Annotated in this window: 22 protein-coding genes; 10 read left to right on the top strand and 12 right to left on the bottom strand. The window is 52.9% G+C overall.

Features of this window, described 5'->3' with window-relative positions; all coding sequences use genetic code 11:
- Window positions 1-4: 4 nt before the first annotated feature.
- From ACJBF3_RS22255 to ACJBF3_RS22230, 6 genes are all read right to left on the bottom strand, one after another.
- On the bottom strand, window positions 5-811 hold the full coding sequence (locus ACJBF3_RS22255; RefSeq protein ID WP_045326569.1) for an ABC transporter permease: 807 nt from the start codon (window positions 809-811) through the stop codon (window positions 5-7).
- On the bottom strand, window positions 801-1,745 hold the full coding sequence (locus ACJBF3_RS22250; protein ID WP_045326571.1) for an ABC transporter permease: 945 nt from the start codon (window positions 1,743-1,745) through the stop codon (window positions 801-803). The genes ACJBF3_RS22255 and ACJBF3_RS22250 overlap by 11 nt, the downstream gene beginning before the upstream one ends.
- A gap of 1 nt (window position 1,746) precedes the next feature.
- A complete protein-coding gene (locus tag ACJBF3_RS22245; RefSeq protein WP_047717694.1) occupies window positions 1,747-2,760 on the bottom strand; it encodes an ABC transporter ATP-binding protein in 1,014 nt (337 codons plus the stop codon).
- Window positions 2,761-2,777: 17 nt separating this feature from the next.
- Entirely contained in the window at window positions 2,778-3,923 is a 1,146-nt protein-coding gene (gene ydcS, locus ACJBF3_RS22240) for a putative ABC transporter substrate-binding protein YdcS (RefSeq protein ID WP_045326577.1), read from the bottom strand.
- A 271-nt stretch (window positions 3,924-4,194) separates the two neighbouring features.
- Window positions 4,195-5,604, bottom strand: coding sequence for a PLP-dependent aminotransferase family protein (locus ACJBF3_RS22235; RefSeq protein ID WP_045326579.1), 1,410 nt, complete (start codon window positions 5,602-5,604; stop codon window positions 4,195-4,197).
- 82 nt (window positions 5,605-5,686) lie between these two features.
- A complete protein-coding gene (locus tag ACJBF3_RS22230) occupies window positions 5,687-5,875 on the bottom strand; it encodes a hypothetical protein (RefSeq protein ID WP_045326581.1) in 189 nt (62 codons plus the stop codon).
- Window positions 5,876-6,334: 459 nt separating this feature from the next.
- On the opposite strand from ACJBF3_RS22230, the gene ACJBF3_RS22225 reads away from it, so the two are divergent.
- The 6 genes from ACJBF3_RS22225 to hslJ all read left to right on the top strand — a co-directional run bounded on the left by ACJBF3_RS22225 (window position 6,335) and on the right by hslJ (window position 10,424).
- Window positions 6,335-6,706 (top strand): hypothetical protein, encoded by a 372-nt coding sequence (locus tag ACJBF3_RS22225; RefSeq protein WP_045326584.1) that lies wholly within the window; start codon window positions 6,335-6,337, stop codon window positions 6,704-6,706.
- Window positions 6,703-7,197 carry a YbjP/YqhG family protein gene (locus tag ACJBF3_RS22220; RefSeq protein ID WP_223239924.1) on the top strand — a complete coding sequence of 165 codons (495 nt, stop codon included), beginning with the start codon at window positions 6,703-6,705 and terminating at the stop codon, window positions 7,195-7,197. Before ACJBF3_RS22225 ends, ACJBF3_RS22220 begins: the two co-directional genes overlap by 4 nt.
- A gap of 120 nt (window positions 7,198-7,317) precedes the next feature.
- Complete coding sequence (locus tag ACJBF3_RS22215; protein WP_063924085.1) at window positions 7,318-8,718, top strand: cytochrome ubiquinol oxidase subunit I; 1,401 nt, start codon at window positions 7,318-7,320, stop codon at window positions 8,716-8,718.
- Window positions 8,718-9,728, top strand: a complete 1,011-nt coding sequence (gene cydB, locus ACJBF3_RS22210) for a cytochrome d ubiquinol oxidase subunit II (RefSeq protein WP_045326589.1) — start codon at window positions 8,718-8,720, stop codon at window positions 9,726-9,728. The genes ACJBF3_RS22215 and cydB overlap by 1 nt, the downstream gene beginning before the upstream one ends.
- Window positions 9,728-9,856 (top strand): DUF2474 domain-containing protein, encoded by a 129-nt coding sequence (locus tag ACJBF3_RS22205; protein WP_045326591.1) that lies wholly within the window; start codon window positions 9,728-9,730, stop codon window positions 9,854-9,856. The genes cydB and ACJBF3_RS22205 overlap by 1 nt, the downstream gene beginning before the upstream one ends.
- 130 nt (window positions 9,857-9,986) lie before the next feature.
- Window positions 9,987-10,424, top strand: a complete 438-nt coding sequence (hslJ, locus tag ACJBF3_RS22200; protein WP_045326593.1) for a heat shock protein HslJ — start codon at window positions 9,987-9,989, stop codon at window positions 10,422-10,424.
- On the opposite strand, the gene ACJBF3_RS22195 is transcribed toward hslJ, so the two are convergent.
- A complete protein-coding gene (locus ACJBF3_RS22195; RefSeq protein WP_032658293.1) occupies window positions 10,425-10,691 on the bottom strand; it encodes a DUF333 domain-containing protein in 267 nt (88 codons plus the stop codon).
- 272 nt (window positions 10,692-10,963) lie between these two features.
- On the opposite strand from ACJBF3_RS22195, the gene nifJ reads away from it, so the two are divergent.
- Window positions 10,964-14,488, top strand: a complete 3,525-nt coding sequence (gene nifJ / locus ACJBF3_RS22190) for a pyruvate:ferredoxin (flavodoxin) oxidoreductase (protein ID WP_045326595.1) — start codon at window positions 10,964-10,966, stop codon at window positions 14,486-14,488.
- A 389-nt stretch (window positions 14,489-14,877) separates the two neighbouring features.
- Entirely contained in the window at window positions 14,878-15,987 is a 1,110-nt protein-coding gene (ompC, locus tag ACJBF3_RS22185) for a porin OmpC (RefSeq protein ID WP_045326597.1), read from the top strand.
- Between the two features lie 428 nt (window positions 15,988-16,415).
- On the opposite strand, the gene ACJBF3_RS22180 is transcribed toward ompC, so the two are convergent.
- From ACJBF3_RS22180 to ACJBF3_RS22160, 5 genes are all read right to left on the bottom strand, one after another.
- The gene (locus ACJBF3_RS22180) at window positions 16,416-16,613 is read right to left on the bottom strand and encodes a hypothetical protein (RefSeq protein WP_023312007.1); all 198 of its coding nucleotides are present in this window, start codon (window positions 16,611-16,613) and stop codon (window positions 16,416-16,418) included.
- Between the two features lie 67 nt (window positions 16,614-16,680).
- Window positions 16,681-17,712 (bottom strand): methyltransferase, encoded by a 1,032-nt coding sequence (locus ACJBF3_RS22175; RefSeq protein ID WP_045326598.1) that lies wholly within the window; start codon window positions 17,710-17,712, stop codon window positions 16,681-16,683.
- Window positions 17,713-17,973: 261 nt separating this feature from the next.
- Window positions 17,974-18,423 (bottom strand): hypothetical protein, encoded by a 450-nt coding sequence (locus ACJBF3_RS22170; protein ID WP_045326599.1) that lies wholly within the window; start codon window positions 18,421-18,423, stop codon window positions 17,974-17,976.
- Between the two features lie 134 nt (window positions 18,424-18,557).
- Window positions 18,558-18,902 (bottom strand): DUF1294 domain-containing protein, encoded by a 345-nt coding sequence (locus ACJBF3_RS22165; protein WP_045326600.1) that lies wholly within the window; start codon window positions 18,900-18,902, stop codon window positions 18,558-18,560.
- Between the two features lie 98 nt (window positions 18,903-19,000).
- On the bottom strand, window positions 19,001-19,660 hold the full coding sequence (locus ACJBF3_RS22160; protein WP_045326601.1) for a DUF1345 domain-containing protein: 660 nt from the start codon (window positions 19,658-19,660) through the stop codon (window positions 19,001-19,003).
- 423 nt (window positions 19,661-20,083) lie between these two features.
- On the opposite strand from ACJBF3_RS22160, the gene ACJBF3_RS22155 reads away from it, so the two are divergent.
- Together ACJBF3_RS22155 and ACJBF3_RS22150 are read left to right on the top strand one after the other, a co-directional pair.
- Entirely contained in the window at window positions 20,084-20,755 is a 672-nt protein-coding gene (locus ACJBF3_RS22155; protein WP_045326602.1) for an SOS response-associated peptidase, read from the top strand.
- A gap of 192 nt (window positions 20,756-20,947) precedes the next feature.
- Window positions 20,948-21,871, top strand: coding sequence for a hypothetical protein (locus ACJBF3_RS22150; RefSeq protein WP_406545281.1), 924 nt, complete (start codon window positions 20,948-20,950; stop codon window positions 21,869-21,871).
- The last annotated feature ends 48 nt before the right edge of the window (window positions 21,872-21,919 follow it).

Genomic DNA, 21,919 nt, shown 5'->3' with positions numbered 1-21,919 from the left:
ACCGTTATTTCCCGCTGCCGGCGATGCTCTCGCCGTCGCGGGTTAGCCACCAGGCTCCCAGAATGGGGATCGTTGTCACCAGCATCACCAGCAGTGCCACCACGTTGGTGACCGGCACGTCGCGCGGACGGCCGAGCTGGTTGAGCAGCCACAGCGGTAACGTGCGCTCATGTCCCGCCGTAAACGTTGTGACGATTATCTCGTCAAACGACAGGGCAAACGCCAGCATCCCCCCGGCCAGCAGCGCGGATCCCAGATTGGGCAACACCACGTAGCGGAAGGTCTGCCATCCGTCGGCCCCAAGATCCATCGACGCTTCCACCAGGCTCCAGGAGGTGCGTCGGAACCGGGCAATCACGTTGTTAAACACCACCACCACGCAAAAGGTGGCGTGACCGACGACGATGGTGAAAAACCCCGGCTCAAGGTCGATCGTTTTGAACGCCGTCAGCAGCGCCAGGCCGGTGATGATCCCCGGTAGCGCAATCGGTAACAGCAGCAGCAGCGAGATCGCATTCTTGCCAAAAAACTCGCTTCGCCATAGCGCCGCTGCAGCAAGCGTGCCAAGCACGAGGGCAATCGCGGTTGAAAGCGCGGCAATTTGAAGTGACAACGTCACGGATTCAATAATGTCGCCGCGCCCCGCCGCCACGCTAAACCACTTCAGCGTCAGCCCCTGCGGCGGGAAGCTGAAAGCCGCGTCTTCGGTGTTAAAGGCATAAATTGCGATTATCAGCAGCGGGAAGTGCAGAAAGATGACGCCTCCCCACGCTGCCACTTTCAGGAACAGCGGTGCGCGTTCAGAGTGCATCGAAGGCTCCCAGACGTTTCACGAACGCCAGATAAAGCGAAATCAGCACGATGGGCACTAGCGTGAAGGCGGCCGCCATGGGCATGTTGCCAATCGCACCCTGCTGGGAATAGACCATGTTCCCGATGAAGTAGCCCGGCGGCCCCACCAGCTGTGGAACGATGAAATCCCCCAGCGTCAGGGAAAAGGTGAATATTGAGCCCGCCGCAATCCCCGGGATCGCCAGCGGCAGAACCACATAGCGAAAGGTCTGACGCGGACGCGCGCCGAGGTCGGCCGAAGCCTGCAGCAGCGAGGCCGGCAGGCGTTCCAGCGCCGCCTGCACGGGCAGGATCATAAACGGCAGCCAGATATAGACGAAGACCAGAAACCGTCCCAGCCCGGAGGTGGACAAGGTGTTGCCGCCGATTGCCGGGAGCGTCAGGAGCGAGGTCAGGATCGGCTCCAGCCCCAAATGGCTGAGAAACCACTGCGCCACGCCGTCCTTCGCCAGCAGCAGCGTCCAGGCGTAGGCTTTAACAATGTAGCTCGCCCACATGGGCAGCATCACGGCGATATAGAAAAACGCTTTCCACTTGCCCCGGGTGTAGCGCGCCATGTACCAGGCCATCGGGAAGGCGAGGATGGCGCTGGCAATGGTTACCGCAATCGCCATCGTTAGCGTGCGCAAAATGATGTCGTAGTTTGCAGGATTGAAAAGCGCCTGAATGTTCGCAAGGGTCAGATCCGGCGTGACCGCCATGGTGAAATCGTCAAAGGTGTAGAATCCCTGCCACAGCAGGGTCAGCAGCGATCCTAAATAGACGATGCCAAACCACATCAGCGGCGCAAGCAGGAGCAGGAACAGGCCGAGCGACGGCTTACGCCAGAACAGCGCGGTCATGCGGCTCAGGCGACTGCGTGAGGCGGGAGGATGCGCAACGCTTGTAGCCATTTCACCTCTCCTCGTGCAGGCGGATCATCGCCTCGCGTGACCACGACGCCATAACGGCCTGCCCCGGCGCAATGCCGCTCAGCGGCGAGGATTCACTGAGGTTGGCCTGGCTCACCAGCAGTTTGGCACCATCGGCAAGCCTCAGCTCAAGGCGCGTGGCCGCCCCCTGATACTGAACGGCCTGCACGATGCCCTGAACCTGAACGTCACCGAGTTCATTAAGGCGAATATGCTCCGGGCGCAGGGAATAGCTGCCGTCCATGCCGCACAGTTTCTGCGCGAGGCCGGCATCAAAGACGTTGGACGTGCCGACAAAACCGGCGACAAACGGCGTGCGCGGACGCATGTAGAGATTGCGCGGGGTATCCACCTGCTCGATGCGGCCGTTATTGAATACCGCCACCCGGTCCGACATGGAAAGGGCTTCGCCCTGATCGTGGGTAACGAAAATAAAGGTGATGCCGAGCTCCTGCTGAAGCTTCTTCAGCTCGAACTGCATCTGTTCGCGCAGCTTAAGATCGAGCGCGCCCAGGGGTTCGTCCAGCAGCAGGACGCGCGGTTCATTGACCAGCGCGCGGGCAATGGCGACGCGCTGGCGCTGGCCGCCGGAAAGCTGCGACGGCTTGCGGGAAACGGCAAAGCTCAGGCCCACTTTTTCCAGGGCATCGCGGGCCTGCGCGTGGCGTTTTTTCTTGTCGACGCCTTTAACCATCAGCCCGTAGGCAACGTTGTCGAGGATAGACATATGCGGGAACAGCGCGTAGTCCTGAAAGACGGTGTTCACATCCCGCTCCCACGGCGGCAGTTCGCTCGCCTCCTTGCCGAAGATAGAAATCGTACCGCCAGAAAGCTGCTCAAAACCGGCTATCAGACGCAGGCAGGTGGTTTTGCCGGAGCCCGAAGGCCCCAGCATGGAGAAAAACTCTCCGTCACGAATCGCAATGGTGACCCCATCCACCGCCCTTACGTCGCCGTAAAGACGGGAAACATTGTTAAACTCGACCGCGTACGTCATGTTCTGCTCCCGGGCAATTAACGACCGCCCATGATGGCGATGTAATCCTGCGTCCAGCGGCTGTAAGGGACAAATTTGCCGCCTTCGGCGATGGGGGTTTTCCAGAACATGATTTTGTCGAACTCGTTATAACCGTTTGTTTCGCAGCCTTTATCACCTAACAGCGTGCTGGCCTTGCACCCTTCCGGCACCACGGGCAGGGAGCCAAACCATGCCGCCAGATCGCCCTGTACTTTCGGCGTCAGCGACCAGTTCATCCATTTGTAGGCGCACATCGGGTGTTTTGCCTGCGCGTGGAGCATGGTGGTGTCCGCCCAGCCGGTTACCCCCTCTTTCGGGAAGACGGTGGCGATGGGCTGGTTTTCCCCTTTCAGCGCATTTGCCTGATACGGCCAGGCGCTGGAGGCCACCACGCCTTCATTTTTGAAGTCGCTCATCTGGACGGTAGTGTCATGCCAGTAGCGGTGGATCAGCGCATGCTGGTCGCGAAGCACCTTGAGCACCGCGGCATACTGAGCTTCGGTGAGCTGGTACGGGTCTTTGATGCCCAGCTGCGGCTGCGTAGCTTTGACGAACAGCGCGGCGTCGGCAATATAAATCGGGCCGTCGTACGCCTGCACGCGTCCCTGGTTGGTTTTCCCGTCCGGCAGATCCTGTTTGGTAAAGACCACGCTCCAGCTGTCCGGCGGCGTCGGGAAGGTTTTGGTGTTGTACATCAGCAGGTTTGGCCCCCACTGATACGGCGTGCCGTAGACCTTCCCGCCGACGTTAAACCATTCCCCTTTTACGATGCGCGCGTCGAGAGTTTTCCAGTTCGGAATTAGGTCGGGGTTAATGGGCTGAACGCGTTTGCCCATGATCAGGCGCAGGGAGGCGTCACCTGAGGCGGTGACCAGGTCATATCCCCCTTTCGCCATCAGGCTGACCATTTCATCCGACGTGGCCGCCGTTTTGACGTTGACCGCACACCCGGTCTCTTTTTCAAACTGGGTTACCCAGTCATAGTTTTTATCCGTCTGTCCGCGTTCGATGTATCCCGGCCAGGCGATAATATCCAGCCGACCTTCCCCGTCGCCAATGGCCTTTGGTGGTTCTGCGGCGTGCGCTGTCATGATAGTCATGCCGAGCGCGCACAGGCTGCTGCGGGCAAATTTTTTGCTCATAAGAATTACTCCTGTCGCAATGAAATTTAGCGGCAGCCGTGCCCTAAAAATATCTCCCTTATTAAACGTAGACCGCGCAAATGCGCCCCACCGTACGGCTTCAGGAAATTTCATCAAGGTGTGACAGAGGGCGCATTCCCCGTTAACTGGATTATAGACAAGGAGTTAGCCGCGAGAGACGGTATGCGGATTTCCTATGACCGGGCACCGCAAAATATTCGCAGCGTCGTCATCAGGATAAGAATTGATTATTTAAATAACGGGGAAAGGTTTATTCCAGCATCGTGCTAATTAATTTACCTAACTGAATCACCGCCTGCTCCTCTCGCTCTCCCCAGGCCCATGAGGTATTAAACCGGAAGAACGGCGTCCACGCGTCAGAGGTGGAAAACATCTTCCCGGGGGCAATGCTGATGTGGTGCGTTAAGGCTTTTTCGCTCAACAGCCCCGCATCCAGCTGAGCCGGAAGCTCCAGCCATAAAAAATAGCCGCTGTCGTTATGGTGGATTTTGACCCCGGCAGGCATATGGCGAAGAAGTGACTGCCAGGCCTGCTGCTTTCGCTCGGAGAGCGTACGCCGCAGGCGGCGCAGATGGGCGTCGTAGCGCTTCGTCGCCAGGTAGTCCACCAGCGCAAGCTGTACGGGAGAGCTGGTGGAGAGCGTGCTCATCAGCTGCAGCTGCTGGATCCGTCGCGCGTGTTTTCCTGCCGCCACCCAGCCGATGCGAAAACCGGCCACCAGACATTTTGAAAAGGACGAGCAGTGCAGCGTCATGTCCTGACGATCCCAGGCTTTCGCCGGGAGCGGCTTTTCGCGGCCAAAATAGAGCTCGCTGTAGACGTCGTCTTCAATCAGGGGGACATTGTGCTGCGTTAACAGCGCGACGAGCCGCGCTTTTTTCTCCGCGCTCAGCGTGAAGCCAAGCGGGTTCTGGCTGTTGGTCATGATCCAGCAGGCTTTAACCGGGTACTCATTCAGCGCCTGTTCGAGGGCATTGAGATCGATCCCCTCGCGGACATCCGTCGCAATTGACAACGCTTTGAGCTTGAGACGCTCCAGCGCCTGCAGCGCGCCGTAGAAGCAGGGGTTTTCGACAATCACCCAGTCACCCGGCTCGGTGACCGCCTGCAGGCTGAGATTGAGCGCTTCGAGCGCGCCTGCGGTGATGACGATCTCTTCCGGGGAGATGTTCATCCCCTGCTGCGCGTAGCGACGGGCAATGGCGTGGCGGAGATCGACGTTCCCCGGCGGCAGATTCTCAATTACGCTCATCGCCGTCGCGGTTTTGCTGACGTTCGCCAGCGAGCGGTTGAGCTGCTGCAGCGGGAAAAGTCGCGGATCGGGAAACGCGGAAGCAAAAGGGACAACGGACGGGTCGCGGCTGGCCTGTAAGACGTCGAAGATGTAGGTGTTAATATCCACCGCTTCGTCACGCATCACCTGGGCAGGTGGCGCGGGCTGTTGTGCGGTCGGGCGCGAGGCAACGTAATAGCCCGACTGCGGTCTGGCGACAATGCGCCCCTGGCTTTCCAGCATCTGATACGCGTGGCCAACGGTCATAAAACTCATGCCGCTGCTTGCCACCTGCTCTCGCAGGGAAGGCAGCTTATCGCCCGGCAGCCATACGCCAAGCTCAATCTGCGAGATAATTTGTTGCGCCAGACGCTGGTATTTTTTCATCAGATTCTCCTTATGACCGACAGTGTATATCAGCAGGAGAAAAAGAGAAGATTTAGCTAACTGTTATAGTTTGGAAGGTGAATTACTTACGGTACTCGGTAACGTGGCTTTGCGCCTGACGCGCGGCGGCCAGGTGATCGAGCGTAATCATCGACGATTTGCAAAAGATGCATTTCGCGCCGAGTGGATTTTTCTCAGACACATCGAAGACTGAGGTACGGTACTGCGAACCATGACAGCATGGGCAGCGAAAACGGATATAAGAAGTCATAGGATTCTCCTGACACGTAAAACGTAAATTACTAATGGGCCGATTGGGCAATGATGGTTTTAAACAAAATGAATCGGAAAGTAGATAAAGACCCAAGAGAGGCTGCGGAGAGGCACAACGTGATGAGAACTGCTTTATAAAACTACGTCAGATATTTATTTGGACTCAAAACCAGAAGACCATTAACGCACGGCGCTGACGATAAAGCAAGCGGTTTTATGCGGAAAATTCATAAAAAGAATGTTTTTATTCCCTGATGCTCGTCCAGCTTTGTAAATATTGATGTTTAAAATCCTCGACCATACATACATAACCACATGAAATATAAATGTAATATATAACATTTTTTGCCTACTCATCTCACCAACCACAGAGTATTAACAACAGGCTAATGAACACTCTGCTACTTGTCTTGCTCAAGTAGTAATTGCGCCCTTACCTTACAGAAAGGAATTATCAATGAGTTGGAATAAAGACGCGGCTGTTTCTTACCTCCGCTCGCATGCGCTTGGACACTCTCATAACGAATGCGCGAAGTTTACACGTCGTGCCATAATCGCTGGCGGCATTACGCTTGAACGCACACATGATGCGAAGGATTATGGACCAAAACTTTTGCGTGCAGGTTTTAGGGAGGTTCCTCCCGGTTCGACGTTGCTTAGCGGAGATGTCGCTGTAATTCAGCCCTATCCTGGGGGAAATTCAAGCGGCCATATGACAATGTTCGACGGCACCCGGTGGATCTCAGATTTTACCCAGCTCAGTATGTACCCCGGGCCGGGTTACCGCCGCGCACAACCAACCTATAAGATTTACAGGATGAGTAGATGATGAGGGGGATTATAATTACTTTGCCGTTATTATTATCAGCTTGTACGTGCATACCTCAGCAGAATGCTGCCGAACGGGCGGAAGAATTTTATTCCACATATCTGACGTTTTTTGCGGAAAGTGATGGTGAATACCCTCAGCTTAGAGAGTACGTTGCGGCAGATACACTATCCCGACTTAACGAGATAGAGTCGATTCCTGAACAGGAAATCCTGGGGTCAGATTATTTCGCTTATATTCAGGATTATGATCCCTCCTGGGTGAAGCGGCTTGAGGTTGGTGTGGCGCATCAGTTCATTAATGGCGAAGTTCTTCCTGTCAGGATTGGTATTGAGAACGGCGGGTTTCTTAATCTTGAAGTCTATATGCGTCGTGAAGACGGAAAGTGGAAAATTTACCGCGTGAGTGACGTAACCGATCGCTACGAGCACCCTATATTTAATGCTGGAGCACTTACTCGAGCAAAGTCATTAGCGGAAAGCGGACTTTAAGCACATCTATAAATAATACACTGGCAAACTGTTATAGCAAAATAGGCCGGGTCTGTTTCTGCAACCCACACCTGACGCGGCTTAGAATAGCATCGACATAATTACATCGCGGAGTTTTGCATGTTTGGTTTGGATGCTTTTCACCTTGCACGGATACAGTTTGCCTTTACCGTATCCTTTCACATTATTTTCCCGGCCATCACCATCGGCCTGGCAAGCTATCTTGCCGTGCTCGAAGGGCTGTGGCTGAAAACAAAAAATCCGGTCTGGCGCTCCCTGTACCATTTCTGGTCGAAGATTTTTGCCGTCAACTTTGGCATGGGCGTGGTCTCCGGGCTGGTAATGGCCTACCAGTTTGGCACCAACTGGAGCGGCTTTTCGCAGTTTGCGGGCAGCATTACCGGCCCGCTGCTGACCTATGAAGTGCTTACCGCCTTCTTCCTCGAAGCCGGGTTCCTTGGCGTGATGCTTTTCGGCTGGAACAAAGTCGGGCCGGGCCTGCACTTCTTCTCAACCTGCATGGTGGCGCTGGGCACCATTATCTCCACCTTCTGGATACTCTCTTCGAACAGCTGGATGCAGACTCCGCAGGGCTATGAGATCGTCAACGGTCAGGTCGTCCCGGTGGACTGGTTTGCCGTGGTGTTTAACCCCTCCTTCCCTTACCGCTTGCTGCATATGTCGATAGCCGCCTTCCTCAGCAGCGCCCTGTTTGTGGGCGCATCCGCGGCATGGCATCTGCTGCGCGGGAATAATACCCCCGCCATCCGGGCGATGTTTTCGATGGCGCTGTGGATGACGCTGATTGTCGCCCCCATTCAGGCCATGGTCGGTGATATGCACGGGTTGAACACCTTAAAGCACCAGCCCGCCAAGATTGCCGCCATTGAAGGCCACTGGGAAAATCCGCCGGGTGAACCTACCCCGCTGCTGCTGTTTGGCTGGCCGGATATGGAACAGGAGCGCACCCGCTTTGGGCTGGAGATCCCCGCGCTCGGCAGTCTTATCCTGACCCATAGTCTGGATAAACAGGTCCCTGCGCTGAAAGAGTTTCCAAAGGAAGACCGGCCCAACGCCACCATCGTCTTCTGGTCGTTCCGCATTATGGCGGGCCTGGGCATGCTGATGCTGCTGCTTGGGGTGGCGGCACTCTGGCTACGCTATAAAAAATGCCTGTATTCGTCGCGCCCTTTCCTGAGGTTTGCGCTGCTGATGGGGCCATCCGGGCTGATTGCGATTCTGGCCGGGTGGATCACCACCGAAGTGGGCCGCCAGCCGTGGGTGGTGTATGGACTTCAGCGAACAAAAGATGCGGTTTCCGCCCACGGTGACCTGCACATGAGCGTCAGCCTGCTGGCCTTCTTCGTCGTCTATACCTCGGTATTCGGCGTGGGTTACAGCTATATGGTGCGCCTGATTCGGAAAGGCCCGCAGCCGCATGAGTCTTTCGCCACCGAGTCCGACGGACGTCCGGCCCGCCCGCTTTCTGCCGTTACAACTGAACATAAGGAGCAGCCATAATGGGTATCGATCTCTCCATTATCTGGTTCGTCATTATCGTCTTTGCCACGCTGATGTATATCGTGATGGACGGTTTTGATCTGGGGATCGGCATTCTGTTCCCGGCCATGCAGAACGCCGACGATCGCGACGTGATGGTCAACAGCGTCGCGCCGGTTTGGGACGGTAATGAAACCTGGCTGGTGCTGGGCGGTGCCGCCCTGTTCGGGGCATTCCCGCTGGCCTATGCGGTGATCGTTGATGCCCTGACCATTCCGCTGACGTTAATGCTGATCGGACTTATTTTCCGCGGCGTGGCGTTTGAGTTTCGCTTTAAGGCCACCCCGGCGCACCGTCCCTTCTGGGATAAAGCGTTTATAGGCGGTTCGATTCTGGCGACGTTTACACAGGGCGTGACGGTAGGTGCCGTCATCAACGGCTTTGCCGTTACCGGACGGTCCTACAGCGGCGGCCCCTTTGACTGGTTCACCGCGTTTAACCTGTTTTGCGGCGCGGGTCTGGTGGTGGCCTATGCGCTGTTAGGCTCGACCTGGCTGGTGATGAAAAGCGAAAACGCGCTGCAACAGCGGATGCGAGAAATGTCGAAAACGCTTTTAATCGTGCTGCTGGCGTTTGTTGCGGCGATCAGCCTCTGGACGCCGCTGGCGCAACCGGCCATCGCTGCGCGCTGGTTTACGCTGCCAAACCTGTTTTATCTGCTGCCCGTCCCGGCGCTGGTGGTGATGTTTAGCCTGTACCAGTGGCGCTGCCTGAATAATCCCGACAGCCATAGCCGACCGTTTATCCTGACGCTGGGGCTGATCTTCCTCGGCTTTAGCGGGCTTGGGATCAGCATCTGGCCGCATATTATTCCGCCGTCGATCACCCTGTGGCAGGCCGCCGCACCGACGCAAAGCCAGGGCTTTATGCTGGTGGGCGCACTGTTGATCATTCCCGTTATTCTGGTCTACACCTTCTGGAGCTACTACGTATTTCGCGGCAAAGTTAAGCATGGGGAGGGTTATCACTGATGCAACAATCGGTCTGGAAAAGATTGCTGTGGCTGGCCATTATCTGGGGCGGCAGCGTGCTGGCGCTGGCTGCGGTCAGCATGCTCTTCCGCATGCTGATGACGGCGGCAGGATTTAAATCGCACTAACGTCATTCCGGGCAACCGCTGCGTTGCCCGGTACTTCCCCCCTCGCACTTTCAGATAAACCCCATTAACGCCCGGCAGAGTATCGTTACACTGGAAAAAGATTCACAGTATTTATAGTTTGAGAAGAAAAATGAAAAAGCTCATCGCGTTAAGCGTTATTAGTCTTGTCCTTACCGGGTGCGTTAATCCGGGTAAAGCCTCCGTACAGCCGGAGCAACTTAAAAGCCACCGCTTTGTGCTGGAAAATGTGAACGGTAAGGCCGTGAAGAACGGAACAGCGCAACCTGAAATCAGTTTTAGCGCGCTGCCTGATATCAGCCTGGTGAACAACATCAGCGTTTCTGGCCAGATGTGTAACCGCTTTAACGGACAGGGGAAATTGTCCGAGGGCGAGCTTAAGGTCAAAACGCTGGCCATGACGCGCAAGCTCTGCACGGAACCGCAGCTGAACGAGCTGGATAAGGCCATCGGCGACATGCTGCGCAAAGGGGCGCAGGTCGACCTGACTGAAGACCAGTTGACGCTGGCGACAGCCGATAAAACGCTGATGTTTAAGCGTGCAGAATAATCAATAGTTACCGCAGCTTCCCACGGCAAGCGACTGTTCACTGCAGCGTTTGCCGTTTGGCAAGGCGCACATCCCAATAGCAGAACCATCTAGCTGGCGGGCGACGGACAGCGAGCCGCCAATCATCGCGCAGTTGGCCTGACCTGAACTGGACATCGCCGCCTTCATTCCCGGCGCGACGTGAGCGGCCGTAGCCTGCTGGACTGGTTCACTGCTACATGCCGACAGCAATAATGCGGCACACCCTACCAAAAATGCTGAGCGCATGCTCTCTCCCCCATGATTAATGCGAAACCTATGCATAATAGGCATCACATCCCGTGTCGTCGAGAGCGGAAGTGCGTATTTATGCGCTTCAGAAACAATTTCTCGCAATTTTTTCGCCAAAAGTTTGATCTACTCATTGATGGCGAGAATACCGAGGACACAAAAGCGAAAATCGTAAAATCCCCCGTTTGCTAGAATACACAGATAATATTCAGGGTTTGTCGCCGTAAAACAGACCCCTATTTTTTTGCGCAATGTAAGGGTGTTGTCCTATGCAAACTATTGACGGTAATGGTGCAGTTGCCTCAGTCGCCTTCCGCACCAGTGAAGTTATCGCCATCTACCCAATTACGCCAAGTTCAACCATGGCTGAGCAGGCGGACGCCTGGGCGGGTAACGGGTTAAAAAACGTCTGGGGCGATGTCCCAAGAGTCGTTGAAATGCAGTCCGAGGCCGGTGCGATCGCCACGGTACACGGTGCGCTGCAGACCGGTGCGCTTTCCACGTCGTTTACCTCCTCTCAGGGATTGTTGTTAATGATCCCGACGCTGTACAAGCTCGCCGGTCAGCTGACCCCCTTCGTTCTGCACGTCGCTGCGCGTACCGTTGCCACCCATGCGCTCTCAATTTTTGGCGATCACTCTGACGTGATGGCCGTGCGCCAGACCGGCTGCGCGATGCTGTGCGCCAGCAGCGTCCAGGAAGCCCAGGACTTTGCCTTAATTTCGCATATCGCCACGCTCAAAAGCCGCGTGCCGTTTATTCACTTCTTTGATGGTTTCCGCACCTCTCACGAAATCAATAAAATTGTCCCGCTGGCTGACGAGACTATCCTGAACCTGCTCCCGCAGGCGGACATCGACGCGCATCGCGCCCGCGCCCTTAACCCGGAACATCCGGTTATTCGCGGAACGTCGGCGAACCCGGATACGTATTTCCAGTCTCGCGAGGCCACGAACCCGTGGTACAACGCGGTGTACGACCATGTTGAACAGGCGATGAACGACTTTGCCGCCGCAACGGGCCGTGAATACAAACCGTTTGAATACTACGGCCACCCGCAGGCGGATCGGGTCATTGTGCTGATGGGGTCAGCCATTGGGACCTGTGAAGAGGTGGTTGACGAGCTGCTGACGCGCGGCGAAAAGGTGGGCGTGCTCAAAGTGCGTCTTTATCGCCCGTTTTCGGCTAAACATCTGCTTTCCGTTCTGCCTGAAAGCGCGCGCGCGGTGGCGGTGCTCGATCGTACCAAAGAGCCCGGCGCGCAGGCGGAACCGCTTTATCTGGACGTCATGACCGCCCTGGCAGAAGCCTTTAACAATGGCGAACGCGAAACGCTGCCGCGCACCGTCGGGGGGCGCTACGGTTTGTCCTCCAAAGAGTTTGGCCCGGACTGTGTGCTGGCGGTATTTAACGAGCTCAGCGAAGCGAAGCCCAAGCCGCGCTTCACCGTCGGCATTTATGATGATGTGACCAACCTGTCCCTGGCCTTGCCGGAAAACACCCTGCCCTCGACCGCCAAACTTGAGGCGCTGTTCTACGGCCTGGGCAGCGACGGCAGCGTCTCCGCGACCAAAAACAACATCAAAATCATCGGTAACTCTACGCCGTGGTACGCCCAGGGGTACTTCGTTTATGACTCCAAGAAAGCCGGCGGCCTGACCGTTTCCCACCTGCGCGTGAGCGAACAGCCCATCCGCTCGGCGTATCTTATTTCTCAGGCTGATTTTGTTGGCTGTCACCAGCTGCAGTTCATCGATAAATATCAGATGGCCGAGCGCCTGAAGCCCGGCGGTATTTTCCTCCTGAATACGCCGTACGGCGCGGATGAGGTCTGGTCACGGCTGCCGCAGGAAGTGCAGGCGGTGCTGAACCAGAAAAAAGCCCGGTTCTATGTCGTCAACGCCGCCAAAATTGCCCGCGAATGCGGCCTTGCTGCGCGTATTAATACCGTGATGCAGATGGCCTTCTTCCATCTGACGAATATCCTGCCGGGCGACAGCGCGCTCGCGGAACTGCAGGGCGCAATAGCCAAAAGCTACAGCAGCAAGGGGCAGGAACTGGTCGAGCGGAACTGGCAGGCTCTGGCGCTGGCGCGCGAATCGCTGTTTGAGGTGCCGCTGCAGCCGGTGAATGCCGCCAGCCCGAACCGCCCTCCGGTCGTGTCCGATGCGGCGCCTGATTTCGTGAAAACGGTAACGGCGGCGATGCTGGCCGGCCTGGGTGACGCCCTGCCCGTCTCGGCGCTGCCGCCGGATGGAACGTGGCCGATGGGCACCACCCGTTGGGAAAAACGCAACATTGCCGAAGAGATTCCTGTCTGGAAAGAGGAGCTGTGCACCCAGTGTAACCACTGCGTCGCGGCCTGCCCGCACTCGGCCATTCGCGCCAAAGTGGTGTCGCCGGAGGAGATGGAATCCGCGCCGTCCAGCCTGCACTCTCTGGACGTGAAGTCCCGCGATATGCGCGGGCAGAAATACGTTCTGCAGGTCGCACCGGAAGATTGCACCGGCTGTAACCTCTGCGTTGAGGTCTGCCCGGCGAAAGACAGGCAGAACCCGGACATTAAAGCCATCAATATGATGTCGCGCCTGGAGCACGTTGAAGAGGAGAAGGTCAATTATGACTTCTTCCTGAATCTGCCGGAAATCGACCGCAGCAAACTGGAACGTATTGATATCCGCACGTCACAGCTGATCACGCCGCTGTTTGAGTACTCTGGCGCCTGCTCCGGCTGCGGTGAAACGCCGTATATCAAGCTGCTTACCCAGCTGTACGGTGACCGGATGTTGATTGCCAACGCAACCGGCTGTTCATCTATCTACGGCGGTAACCTGCCCTCCACGCCGTACACCACTGACGCCAACGGTCGCGGTCCCGCGTGGGCAAACTCGCTGTTCGAGGACAACGCCGAGTTTGGCCTGGGCTTCCGCCTGACCGTTGACCAGCACCGCACACGCGTGATGCGCCTGCTCGAACAGTTTGCCGGGCAGCTCCCTGCCGAACTCAATGCCGCGCTTCACGCAGACGCGACGCCGGAAGTGCGTCGTGAGCAGGTTGCTGAACTGCGCCACACGCTTCAGGGCGTAGCGGGAGCCGAACAGCTGCTGACCGACGCTGACGCCCTGGTCGAAAAATCGATCTGGCTGATTGGCGGTGACGGCTGGGCTTACGATATCGGCTTCGGCGGGCTGGATCACGTGTTGAGCCTGACCGAAAACGTCAACATTCTGGTTCTGGATACGCAGTGTTATTCCAATACCGGCGGCCAGGCGTCAAAAGCCACACCGCTAGGCGCCGTGACAAAATTCGGGGAACACGGTAAACGCAAGGCACGCAAAGATCTCGGCGTGAGCATGATGATGTACGGCCACGTGTACGTCGCGCAAATCTCGCTGGGTGCCCAGCTTAACCAGACGGTAAAAGCAATTCAGGAAGCGGAAACGTACCCGGGTCCATCGCTGATTATTGCCTACAGCCCTTGCGAGGAGCATGGCTACGACCTGGCGCTCAGCCACGATCAAATGCGTCAGCTGACCGCGACCGGCTTCTGGCCGCTGTACCGGTTCGACCCGCGTCGCGCAGACGAGGGTAAATTACCGCTGGCGCTGGATTCGCGGCCGCCGTCAGATGCCCTGGCCGAGACGTTAATGCAGGAACAGCGCTTCCGTCGCCTTAACGCGCAGCAGCCGGAGGTGGCCGAACAGCTGTGGAAAGATGCCGCTGCGGACCTGCAAAAACGCTATGACTTCCTGGCACAAATGGCGGGTAAAGCCGAAAAACCGACCAGCGACTAGTTCATCTGCCCGACTTGTCCGGGCATTTTTTTGCCATAAAAAAAGCCCGGCGCATTCACACCGGGCAAATCCAAATAATCAATGAAAATCTATTTAGTTTCCTTAATAGCATTCACGTTAATTATGGATGAATCATCTTAAAGGCATATAACGCCATCAAGACTATCGCAATTAACGCCTGATTAATAATTTCAATTTAATATGCTTACCCCTAAATCATTCATAAAACCAATGACCATTACTGCTGATTTATTCAGTTTAGATTTTACTTAATTCGTAACAATAATATTTTATTGCTCTTACACGGGAGTGATTTAGCATGTGACAACTTTCTCTTTCTGAAAGTTCAACAGGTAATTAAATAAAAACAACTGCAAAGGAATATCACAATGCAAAGAAAAGTACTGGCCCTGATGATTCCGGCTCTGTTAATGGCTGGCGCAACGCATGCAGCAGAGATTTATAATAAAGACGGCAATAAATTAGATCTGTACGGAAAAGTAGATGGTCTGCACTATTTCTCCGACGATAAAGGCGCTGACGGGGATCAAACCTACATGCGTCTGGGCTTCAAAGGCGAAACCCAGATCAACGACATGATGACCGGCTACGCGCAGTGGGAATACAACATTCAGGCCAATAATACCGAAGGTTCGGATAACCAGTCCTGGACGCGTCTGGCCTTCGCGGGCGTGAAAGTGGGCGACTACGGCTCCTTCGATTACGGACGTAACTACGGCGTGCTGTACGACGTGGAGGGCTGGACCGATATGCTGCCTGAGTTCGGTGGAGATTCCTATACCAAAGCCGACAACTTCATGACCAGTCGCGCCAACGGCGTGGCAACCTACCGTAACACCGACTTCTATGGTCTGGTGCAGGGTCTGAACTTTGCGCTGCAGTATCAGGGCAAGAATGAAGACGCCAGCAACAATCAGGAAGGCACTAACAACGGCCGCGACACGCGTCACGAGAACGGCGATGGTTTCGGCATCTCTACCACCTATGACTTCGGCATGGGGATCAGTGCGGGTGCCGCCTACACCTCTTCTGACCGCACCAACGAGCAGGTGATGAATACGACTGCGGGCGGTGACAAAGCGGATGCCTGGACTGCGGGCCTGAAATATGACGCCAACAATATCTATCTGGCGGCAATGTATTCTGAAACCCGCAATATGACCCCGTACGGCAATCACACCGACGCCGTGGCGAACAAAACCCAGAACGTTGAGGTGACCGCACAGTATCAGTTCGACTTCGGCCTGCGTCCGACCCTTTCCTACCTGCAGTCTAAAGGTAAGGACCTGGGTGACGGCCAGAGCGACCAGGATCTGGTTAAGTACGCTGACGTAGGCGCGACCTACTACTTCAATAAAAACATGTCCACCTACGTTGATTACAAAATCAACCTGCTGGATGAAAATGACAGCTTCTACAAAAACAACGGCATCGGTACGGATGATGTCGTCGCACTGGGACTGGTTTACCAGTTCTGATCGTAAGAGCCCGCATGATGATGCGGGCTCCACCATTTTTTGAGGTTCGTCACAAAAAATGGGTTCTGGAGTCGTATGGTTGAGGGTAAGTTGAGAGAAAGCTGTTTAAAATGAGTTGAAAGTCTTTACATCACTAAGGATAACAGCGTTGTTTGGTCGTGTATCCGTTGCCGTACTTACTCTTCTCGCGCTAATCTGGATGGCGTTAATTTTTGATTTTGCTGATATTGTCGGGCATCTCGGCGCTGTGTTGAACCACCTGGATGGCGGTTAACCTTACTCCCGGAAAATAAAAAGCCACCAGCAGTGCCGGTGGCGGATTAACACTTAGACGCACTGTTTTTTCACAGGTTGAAGCCCCCCGTGAGCTCAACGGTGAATGCCACCGCGGCGCAATGGCACTTCACATCTCGTCTTTTATCCATGCGCTATACCCCTTTTCTCACCAGCTCAGCCGCTTTTACGAAAACCTCGTCTTCTACTCCATCGCCTTTTTGCCTGCCGAGCCTGACCAGTTCATCGACAATACTATTGCGATGGATCGGTTTTTGCGCTGAAACCAGCCCAATAACGGCTGCTCCAATCGCCAGCCCCACCAGTCCTGTTTGTTCGTCTTTGTTTTTCATATTCATGCTCCCTTGTACAACACAAAAAGCGTAGCATGAATACGCTAAAACGGAATGACGAACAGATTCAAACAGGTACGACCTCTAAAATCGACAGATACGAACGGGTGTCTATTATTTTGTTCAGCTTCAGGTTGGCGTGTTTAAACAAGGCCTGATACTCAGGCTCCGTTCTTGCCCGCCCGCCGTCAAAACTCGTTAACAGAAAAAGGTCAATTTCAAATCGGCCCTGCTCGTTATTTTCCTTTTTGATAAGCGGTTCAAAAATTAATAACCGGGCGTTTTCTTTCATCGCGTTTCTGCAGCATTGAAGTATCTGAACCGCCTTCTCATCAGGCCAGTCCATCAAAATATATTTGAGGAGATAAATATCCGCTGCTGGACAGGCTGCAAAAAAGCTGCCCTCTACGGTCTTCCATCGACTATCGTCATTTAATCGTGACAGCCGATTGCGCGCAAGCACGTCTTTTTGATCAAACAGGATACCGGTTAAGGTCGGATTTCGACGTAAAACGGCCAGCAATAAATTACCCAGCCCACCGGCGATGTCCGCAACGACAGCGTGTTCAGGGAACGAATAGCTATCTGCGATGACTTCATTCTCTACGGATGACATAGAGGCCATACCGGCATGAAAAATGTTGACTTCATTCACCGTATCGTCATGCTGCCAGTAGTCGTAAAAAGGCTTACCAAACAATTCATTAAAAACAGGTTTGCCCTGGACTATTTCATCCATTTTTGCCGCTGGCTGCCAGAATGTTTGGTCTGTTAACATAAGCACCGCCGCACGCAGCGAAAATTCGTGATCGGAACGCAGGAATTGGGCAGAATGGCTAAGACCGTATTCCGCTTCGGAGACTTCGTTAAAGATCCCACGCGATGATAATAAGCGCATGATGCGGTGAAGAGCGTTGTCATCGACATTAAGCTCCTTCGCCAGCTGCTTAACGGATTTACTTCCTTCAACCAGGCGATCTGCAACGCCTAATATCGCGACAGCCCGGAGTGCTGCATGCCAGACAAAACCCATGCTTTGCTCTAATAAACACATTCCTTCTTTACGGCTTAGTAAATCCAGACTATTACGTTGTGACATTTACTGCTCCTTATCCATAAAGGTGTGTTAAACAGCTAAAAGGTCGCTAGAAAGCGTATGTCTGGCAGTGAGCTTTATCCATAAATTAAGAAAGGTTTATTTATGCGGTGTCGTACCGATTAGCATACAGTTTATTTAAATACGTAAATAAGCAGGGCCACTTACACAACAAATGGATTAATAACAAGAAAAAATTATTATTTTATCAATGATTACAAAATAGCAAAAAAAAATACCTATCGTAAGACAGGTATTTACTATTTAGAATCTTGGTGACAACCCATATTTCGGCACTTTGATATTTGCCGCCCAAATTTTAATATCGTTTTGCAGAAGAATCGTAAAATCAGATTTCAGGTGCGTCACCATACCATTCACGCTGTCCGCATCCACCACTGAAAAGTGTTCAATTTTGTTCTGTCCTATCTGAACGCAGTCATATCGGGCAGGCAGGATTTTACCATTCACGTTTAGCGACGGGTTATTCTCACCACAGCGGCCCTCAGTAATATATGACACCAGCAGATTAGCGGATTTTCTTCCGGGCTGGGATACGCTTACCATGACGGGAAAACCTTCTGAGGTCTGCGTCATGTCATAAAGAACCGCATTTTTGATATACCAGGTATTATATTCCCGCTCCTGAAAAGCAGCCCAGGAGGGTACAGAAAAGACAACCAGCACTGCCAGCGTAATAGGTTTTATTTTCATGGGATGTTGTCGTCCGTGTTGTTGCACGTATTATTCAGATTGTGCAAAAAACAGCAACACCTTAAGAATTGCCCTACTACTATTGGCAGTTATGGCTGATATAGGTGCCTTTCGTTAACCGGATGGCAATACGCTCATAAAGAAGAAACCGGCGTGAAGTGGTAAACCGCCGCCATTGCGGCGATGCTGACGACAATGCTTAAAAAAAAGTAAGTTTTAAAGGGCTGCTTTTGGGTTTTATGGCGAAAGAGCTGTTGGCCCGCGATGGCACCAGGCCAGCCGCCCAACGCGCCAAACAGCAGCAGCGTGGCTTCCGGGACCCTACGCATCCCTTTGCGCGCCGCCATTTTATCTGCGCCATACATGACTATCGTCAGCACATTGATCAGCAAAACCCACGTCACCAAAGGGTTCGGGGTAAAAAGGCTGCCGATTGCAGCCGCGATCGGGAATAAATAACAAAAGCGATTAAGGGTCATAGTATTCGCCACGAGAGTGTTTAGCGGTTTTCGACGTCGCATTATACGCAACTTGCCAATCTATCACGCAGCGAATACTGACAACTGAACATTTAAATTCAGTTCAGCAGCCCGGCACCGACGTTCACCGACAGACCCAGGATCGCCAGATTGAAAACAAATGAAATCACTGACTGAAGCAACGCGATTTGCCGCATGTCGGTGGTCCCGGTCGCCACATCGGCGGTCTGTGACGCGACGGCGATGGTGAAGGAAAAATAGATGAAATCCCAGTAGCCCGGCTCATCCGGTTTTTCCGGAAAGATCATCGGGGTGACGTCTTTACTTCGATGCAGGTAATGGTGGTGAGCGTAATGCATGGCAAATGAGGTGGGCAGTAAGGCCCAGGAAACCACCAGCGTGGCGCCCGTCAGCAGCAGATGCAGCACGCGCGGTGTTCCGGTGAGGTGCTTTAGAGAGGTCAGCTCAATCAGAATAGCCAGGATGCTGGCCAGGCAGCCGAGAATCACCATGCCCAGCACCAGCCCCGCGCTCTCATCCTGAATTCTGGCAATATGCGGAATATCCTGTACATCCGTCCGTAACATTCGAAACCACATAAAGAACAGATACAGCCACGCCAGCACGTTCCAGCCAATCAGCAACCGCTGCAGATACCCCAGTTCGGGAGGAAGCACTAAAAAACAGATGAACCCGGCCAAAATCGCTATTAGTAAACGAAAGCGCCCGTGAAAGTAAGTTCTGAAAGAAAAGAGCATGATATGCGTTTATTAGCGAAGGGAGGATAGCTTAACTATAGATCCACTTTTAGCGTCGCTGTAAAACGTGCTGGCATTTGCCACCGGAATCCGTACCATACGCGGCAGACGAATTTTGCCCCTATTGGCTCCGAAGGTAGTACAAATGCAACAGAATCAAGAAATTAATTAAAAAGAGCAATACAACCTGAATAAGCTACGCTGATTTCTCCAACTTATTGATATCATTTATTTTCTGCAATTTTTCAATTAGTTATAGCATAATAACTTCTCCCTAAAGCTACCCAGACCTACATTTTTAGTGCCCTTTTTTTGCCCCTATTTCGCATTTTTGCCCCTAAATTTGCCCCTAACTTCAGCCAGTGCGCCCCCCTTCTTCTCCATGCCCTATACTTTAAGTCTGACATCTGTTTCGAGGTTTCTATGTGTGGACGTTTTGCACAAGCTCAAACGCGTGAAGAATATCTGGCTTATCTGACCGATGAACGTGATCGAGACATTGCATACGATCCAGAACCGATTGGTCGTTACAACGTGGCGCCAGGAACCAAAGTACTGCTATTGAGTGAACGCGACGAACAGCTGCACCTCGATCCGGTGTTCTGGGGCTATGGACCCGGGTGGTGGGATAAACGTCCACTAATTAACGCGCGCGTCGAGACGGCGGCTACCAGCCGAATGTTTAAACCTCTCTGGCAGCATGGCCGGGCAATCTGTTTTGCGGATGGATGGTTTGAATGGAAGAAGGAAGGCGACAAGAAACAGCCCTACTTCATTCACCGTGCCGACGGCCAGCCAATATTTATGGCAGCGATCGGCAGCACTCCATTTGAGCGCGGCGATGAAGCGGAAGGTTTCCTGATAGTTACGTCTGCAGCTGATAAAGGCCTAGTTGATATTCACGACCGTCGGCCACTTGTTCTGTCACCAGAAGCGGCGCGCGAATGGATGCGACAGGTTATAGGCGGGAAAGAAGCTGAGGAGATAGCCGCCGACGGCGCTGTGCCGGCAGAGAACTTTGTTTGGCATGCGGTGTCACGTAATATAGGGAATGTTAAATCGCAAGGAAAAGAATTGATTGACATAATTAGTTAATACAGATTTCAACCTCTTGCCTTAATGCAAAACGATCAATAAGTCAACAATTATTCCGCACGAGTTTGACCTCTACCATTCGTTAACATATGTTGATTTCCACTTAGCAATAATGAATGTATAGTTTTATTGTTATGTTATTGCTTTTTCTGTTAGATTAATCCCTACAGATACTCACTATAGCTTGGAACAATGAAATTCTTAGATGATATATTTACATCAATAGCTGGCAATGCAAAGACAAAAATAAATGATCCATTTATTGGGACATTCTTCTGCGCTTGGTTGATATGCAACTGGAGACAGCTATCTTTACTTTTCTGGGGAAATGGTAAAGCCTCAGAACGAATAAATTTATTTTATAACTACATTTCCGAGACACCTTTACTCGGATGGAATCAACTATTTACAATTCCATTCTGCATTGCGGCATTCTACTTATTTATTTTTCCTTGGTTCTCATTTTTTATTAACTTCCTTCAGCATTGGGCTAACGAAAGCCTTCATAAACAAGCAGTTGACATTGAATTAATAAAAATTAATCATCAAAAAAACCTGAACAAAGAAAAATTAAAGTCAAACCCTAACAAACAATTTCTAGAACAATTAGTCCAGCAAGATATCAATAAAAGAAATGTCGTATTGGAGCATTTAAATGAAAGAACCTCAAGATTACAACAAAAAACTTTAGAAGCTAAATCAATGGCCAAGGAGCAGGAGGCGTTAGCACAAGAAGCATTAAATAAAGAGTATATATCTAAAATAGATCTAGACAAAAAAATTAAACAAGCCGAGTTGGAAAAGATAAAATTTGAAAGCGACTCTGCTAAAGCAAGAGCCACTCTTGCAACCAACAGGTTTCCATCTGCATATCATCTCATGCAGGCAGTTGAAAGCAGCCTAAGTCAAGATGGAATTCATCTTTCCCTTAATGCTTTAAGCTCAATCATATCGTCTCTATTTGGATATGAAAGTTTCGAATCACTAGTAAATGACAAGGATTTCAATAATGAGACTTTAGGAAAAGTAAAATATGTTTATTATGATGATGAATTGGCAAAACGATTAGGGAAGGTGCGAATAAGCAGGTCATTTCTTCCCAAGCTGACTCGCTGATTAAAATTTCGCGGATCTGGGCCGATTTTTTTCCCGCAAACACATCGA

Origin of the sequence: Enterobacter sp. PP-008-ECC_S150 (assembly GCF_045257065.1) — a bacterium.
GTDB lineage: Bacteria > Pseudomonadota > Gammaproteobacteria > Enterobacterales > Enterobacteriaceae > Enterobacter > Enterobacter chengduensis.
This window is presented reverse-complemented; position numbering and strand designations above follow the sequence as displayed.

Coding starts and splice junctions, on each gene's coding strand:
- ACJBF3_RS22255 (WP_045326569.1), bottom strand. CDS start 811: ATGCACTCTGAACGCGCACCGCTGTTCCTGAAAGTGGCAGCGTGGGGA.
- ACJBF3_RS22250 (WP_045326571.1), bottom strand. CDS start 1,745: ATGGCTACAAGCGTTGCGCATCCTCCCGCCTCACGCAGTCGCCTGAGC.
- ACJBF3_RS22245 (WP_047717694.1), bottom strand. CDS start 2,760: ATGACGTACGCGGTCGAGTTTAACAATGTTTCCCGTCTTTACGGCGAC.
- ydcS (WP_045326577.1), bottom strand. CDS start 3,923: ATGAGCAAAAAATTTGCCCGCAGCAGCCTGTGCGCGCTCGGCATGACT.
- ACJBF3_RS22235 (WP_045326579.1), bottom strand. CDS start 5,604: ATGAAAAAATACCAGCGTCTGGCGCAACAAATTATCTCGCAGATTGAG.
- ACJBF3_RS22230 (WP_045326581.1), bottom strand. CDS start 5,875: ATGACTTCTTATATCCGTTTTCGCTGCCCATGCTGTCATGGTTCGCAG.
- ACJBF3_RS22225 (WP_045326584.1), top strand. CDS start 6,335: ATGAGTTGGAATAAAGACGCGGCTGTTTCTTACCTCCGCTCGCATGCG.
- ACJBF3_RS22220 (WP_223239924.1), top strand. CDS start 6,703: ATGATGAGGGGGATTATAATTACTTTGCCGTTATTATTATCAGCTTGT.
- ACJBF3_RS22215 (WP_063924085.1), top strand. CDS start 7,318: ATGTTTGGTTTGGATGCTTTTCACCTTGCACGGATACAGTTTGCCTTT.
- cydB (WP_045326589.1), top strand. CDS start 8,718: ATGGGTATCGATCTCTCCATTATCTGGTTCGTCATTATCGTCTTTGCC.
- ACJBF3_RS22205 (WP_045326591.1), top strand. CDS start 9,728: ATGCAACAATCGGTCTGGAAAAGATTGCTGTGGCTGGCCATTATCTGG.
- hslJ (WP_045326593.1), top strand. CDS start 9,987: ATGAAAAAGCTCATCGCGTTAAGCGTTATTAGTCTTGTCCTTACCGGG.
- ACJBF3_RS22195 (WP_032658293.1), bottom strand. CDS start 10,691: ATGCGCTCAGCATTTTTGGTAGGGTGTGCCGCATTATTGCTGTCGGCA.
- nifJ (WP_045326595.1), top strand. CDS start 10,964: ATGCAAACTATTGACGGTAATGGTGCAGTTGCCTCAGTCGCCTTCCGC.
- ompC (WP_045326597.1), top strand. CDS start 14,878: ATGCAAAGAAAAGTACTGGCCCTGATGATTCCGGCTCTGTTAATGGCT.
- ACJBF3_RS22180 (WP_023312007.1), bottom strand. CDS start 16,613: ATGAAAAACAAAGACGAACAAACAGGACTGGTGGGGCTGGCGATTGGA.
- ACJBF3_RS22175 (WP_045326598.1), bottom strand. CDS start 17,712: ATGTCACAACGTAATAGTCTGGATTTACTAAGCCGTAAAGAAGGAATG.
- ACJBF3_RS22170 (WP_045326599.1), bottom strand. CDS start 18,423: ATGAAAATAAAACCTATTACGCTGGCAGTGCTGGTTGTCTTTTCTGTA.
- ACJBF3_RS22165 (WP_045326600.1), bottom strand. CDS start 18,902: ATGACCCTTAATCGCTTTTGTTATTTATTCCCGATCGCGGCTGCAATC.
- ACJBF3_RS22160 (WP_045326601.1), bottom strand. CDS start 19,660: ATGCTCTTTTCTTTCAGAACTTACTTTCACGGGCGCTTTCGTTTACTA.
- ACJBF3_RS22155 (WP_045326602.1), top strand. CDS start 20,084: ATGTGTGGACGTTTTGCACAAGCTCAAACGCGTGAAGAATATCTGGCT.
- ACJBF3_RS22150 (WP_406545281.1), top strand. CDS start 20,948: ATGAAATTCTTAGATGATATATTTACATCAATAGCTGGCAATGCAAAG.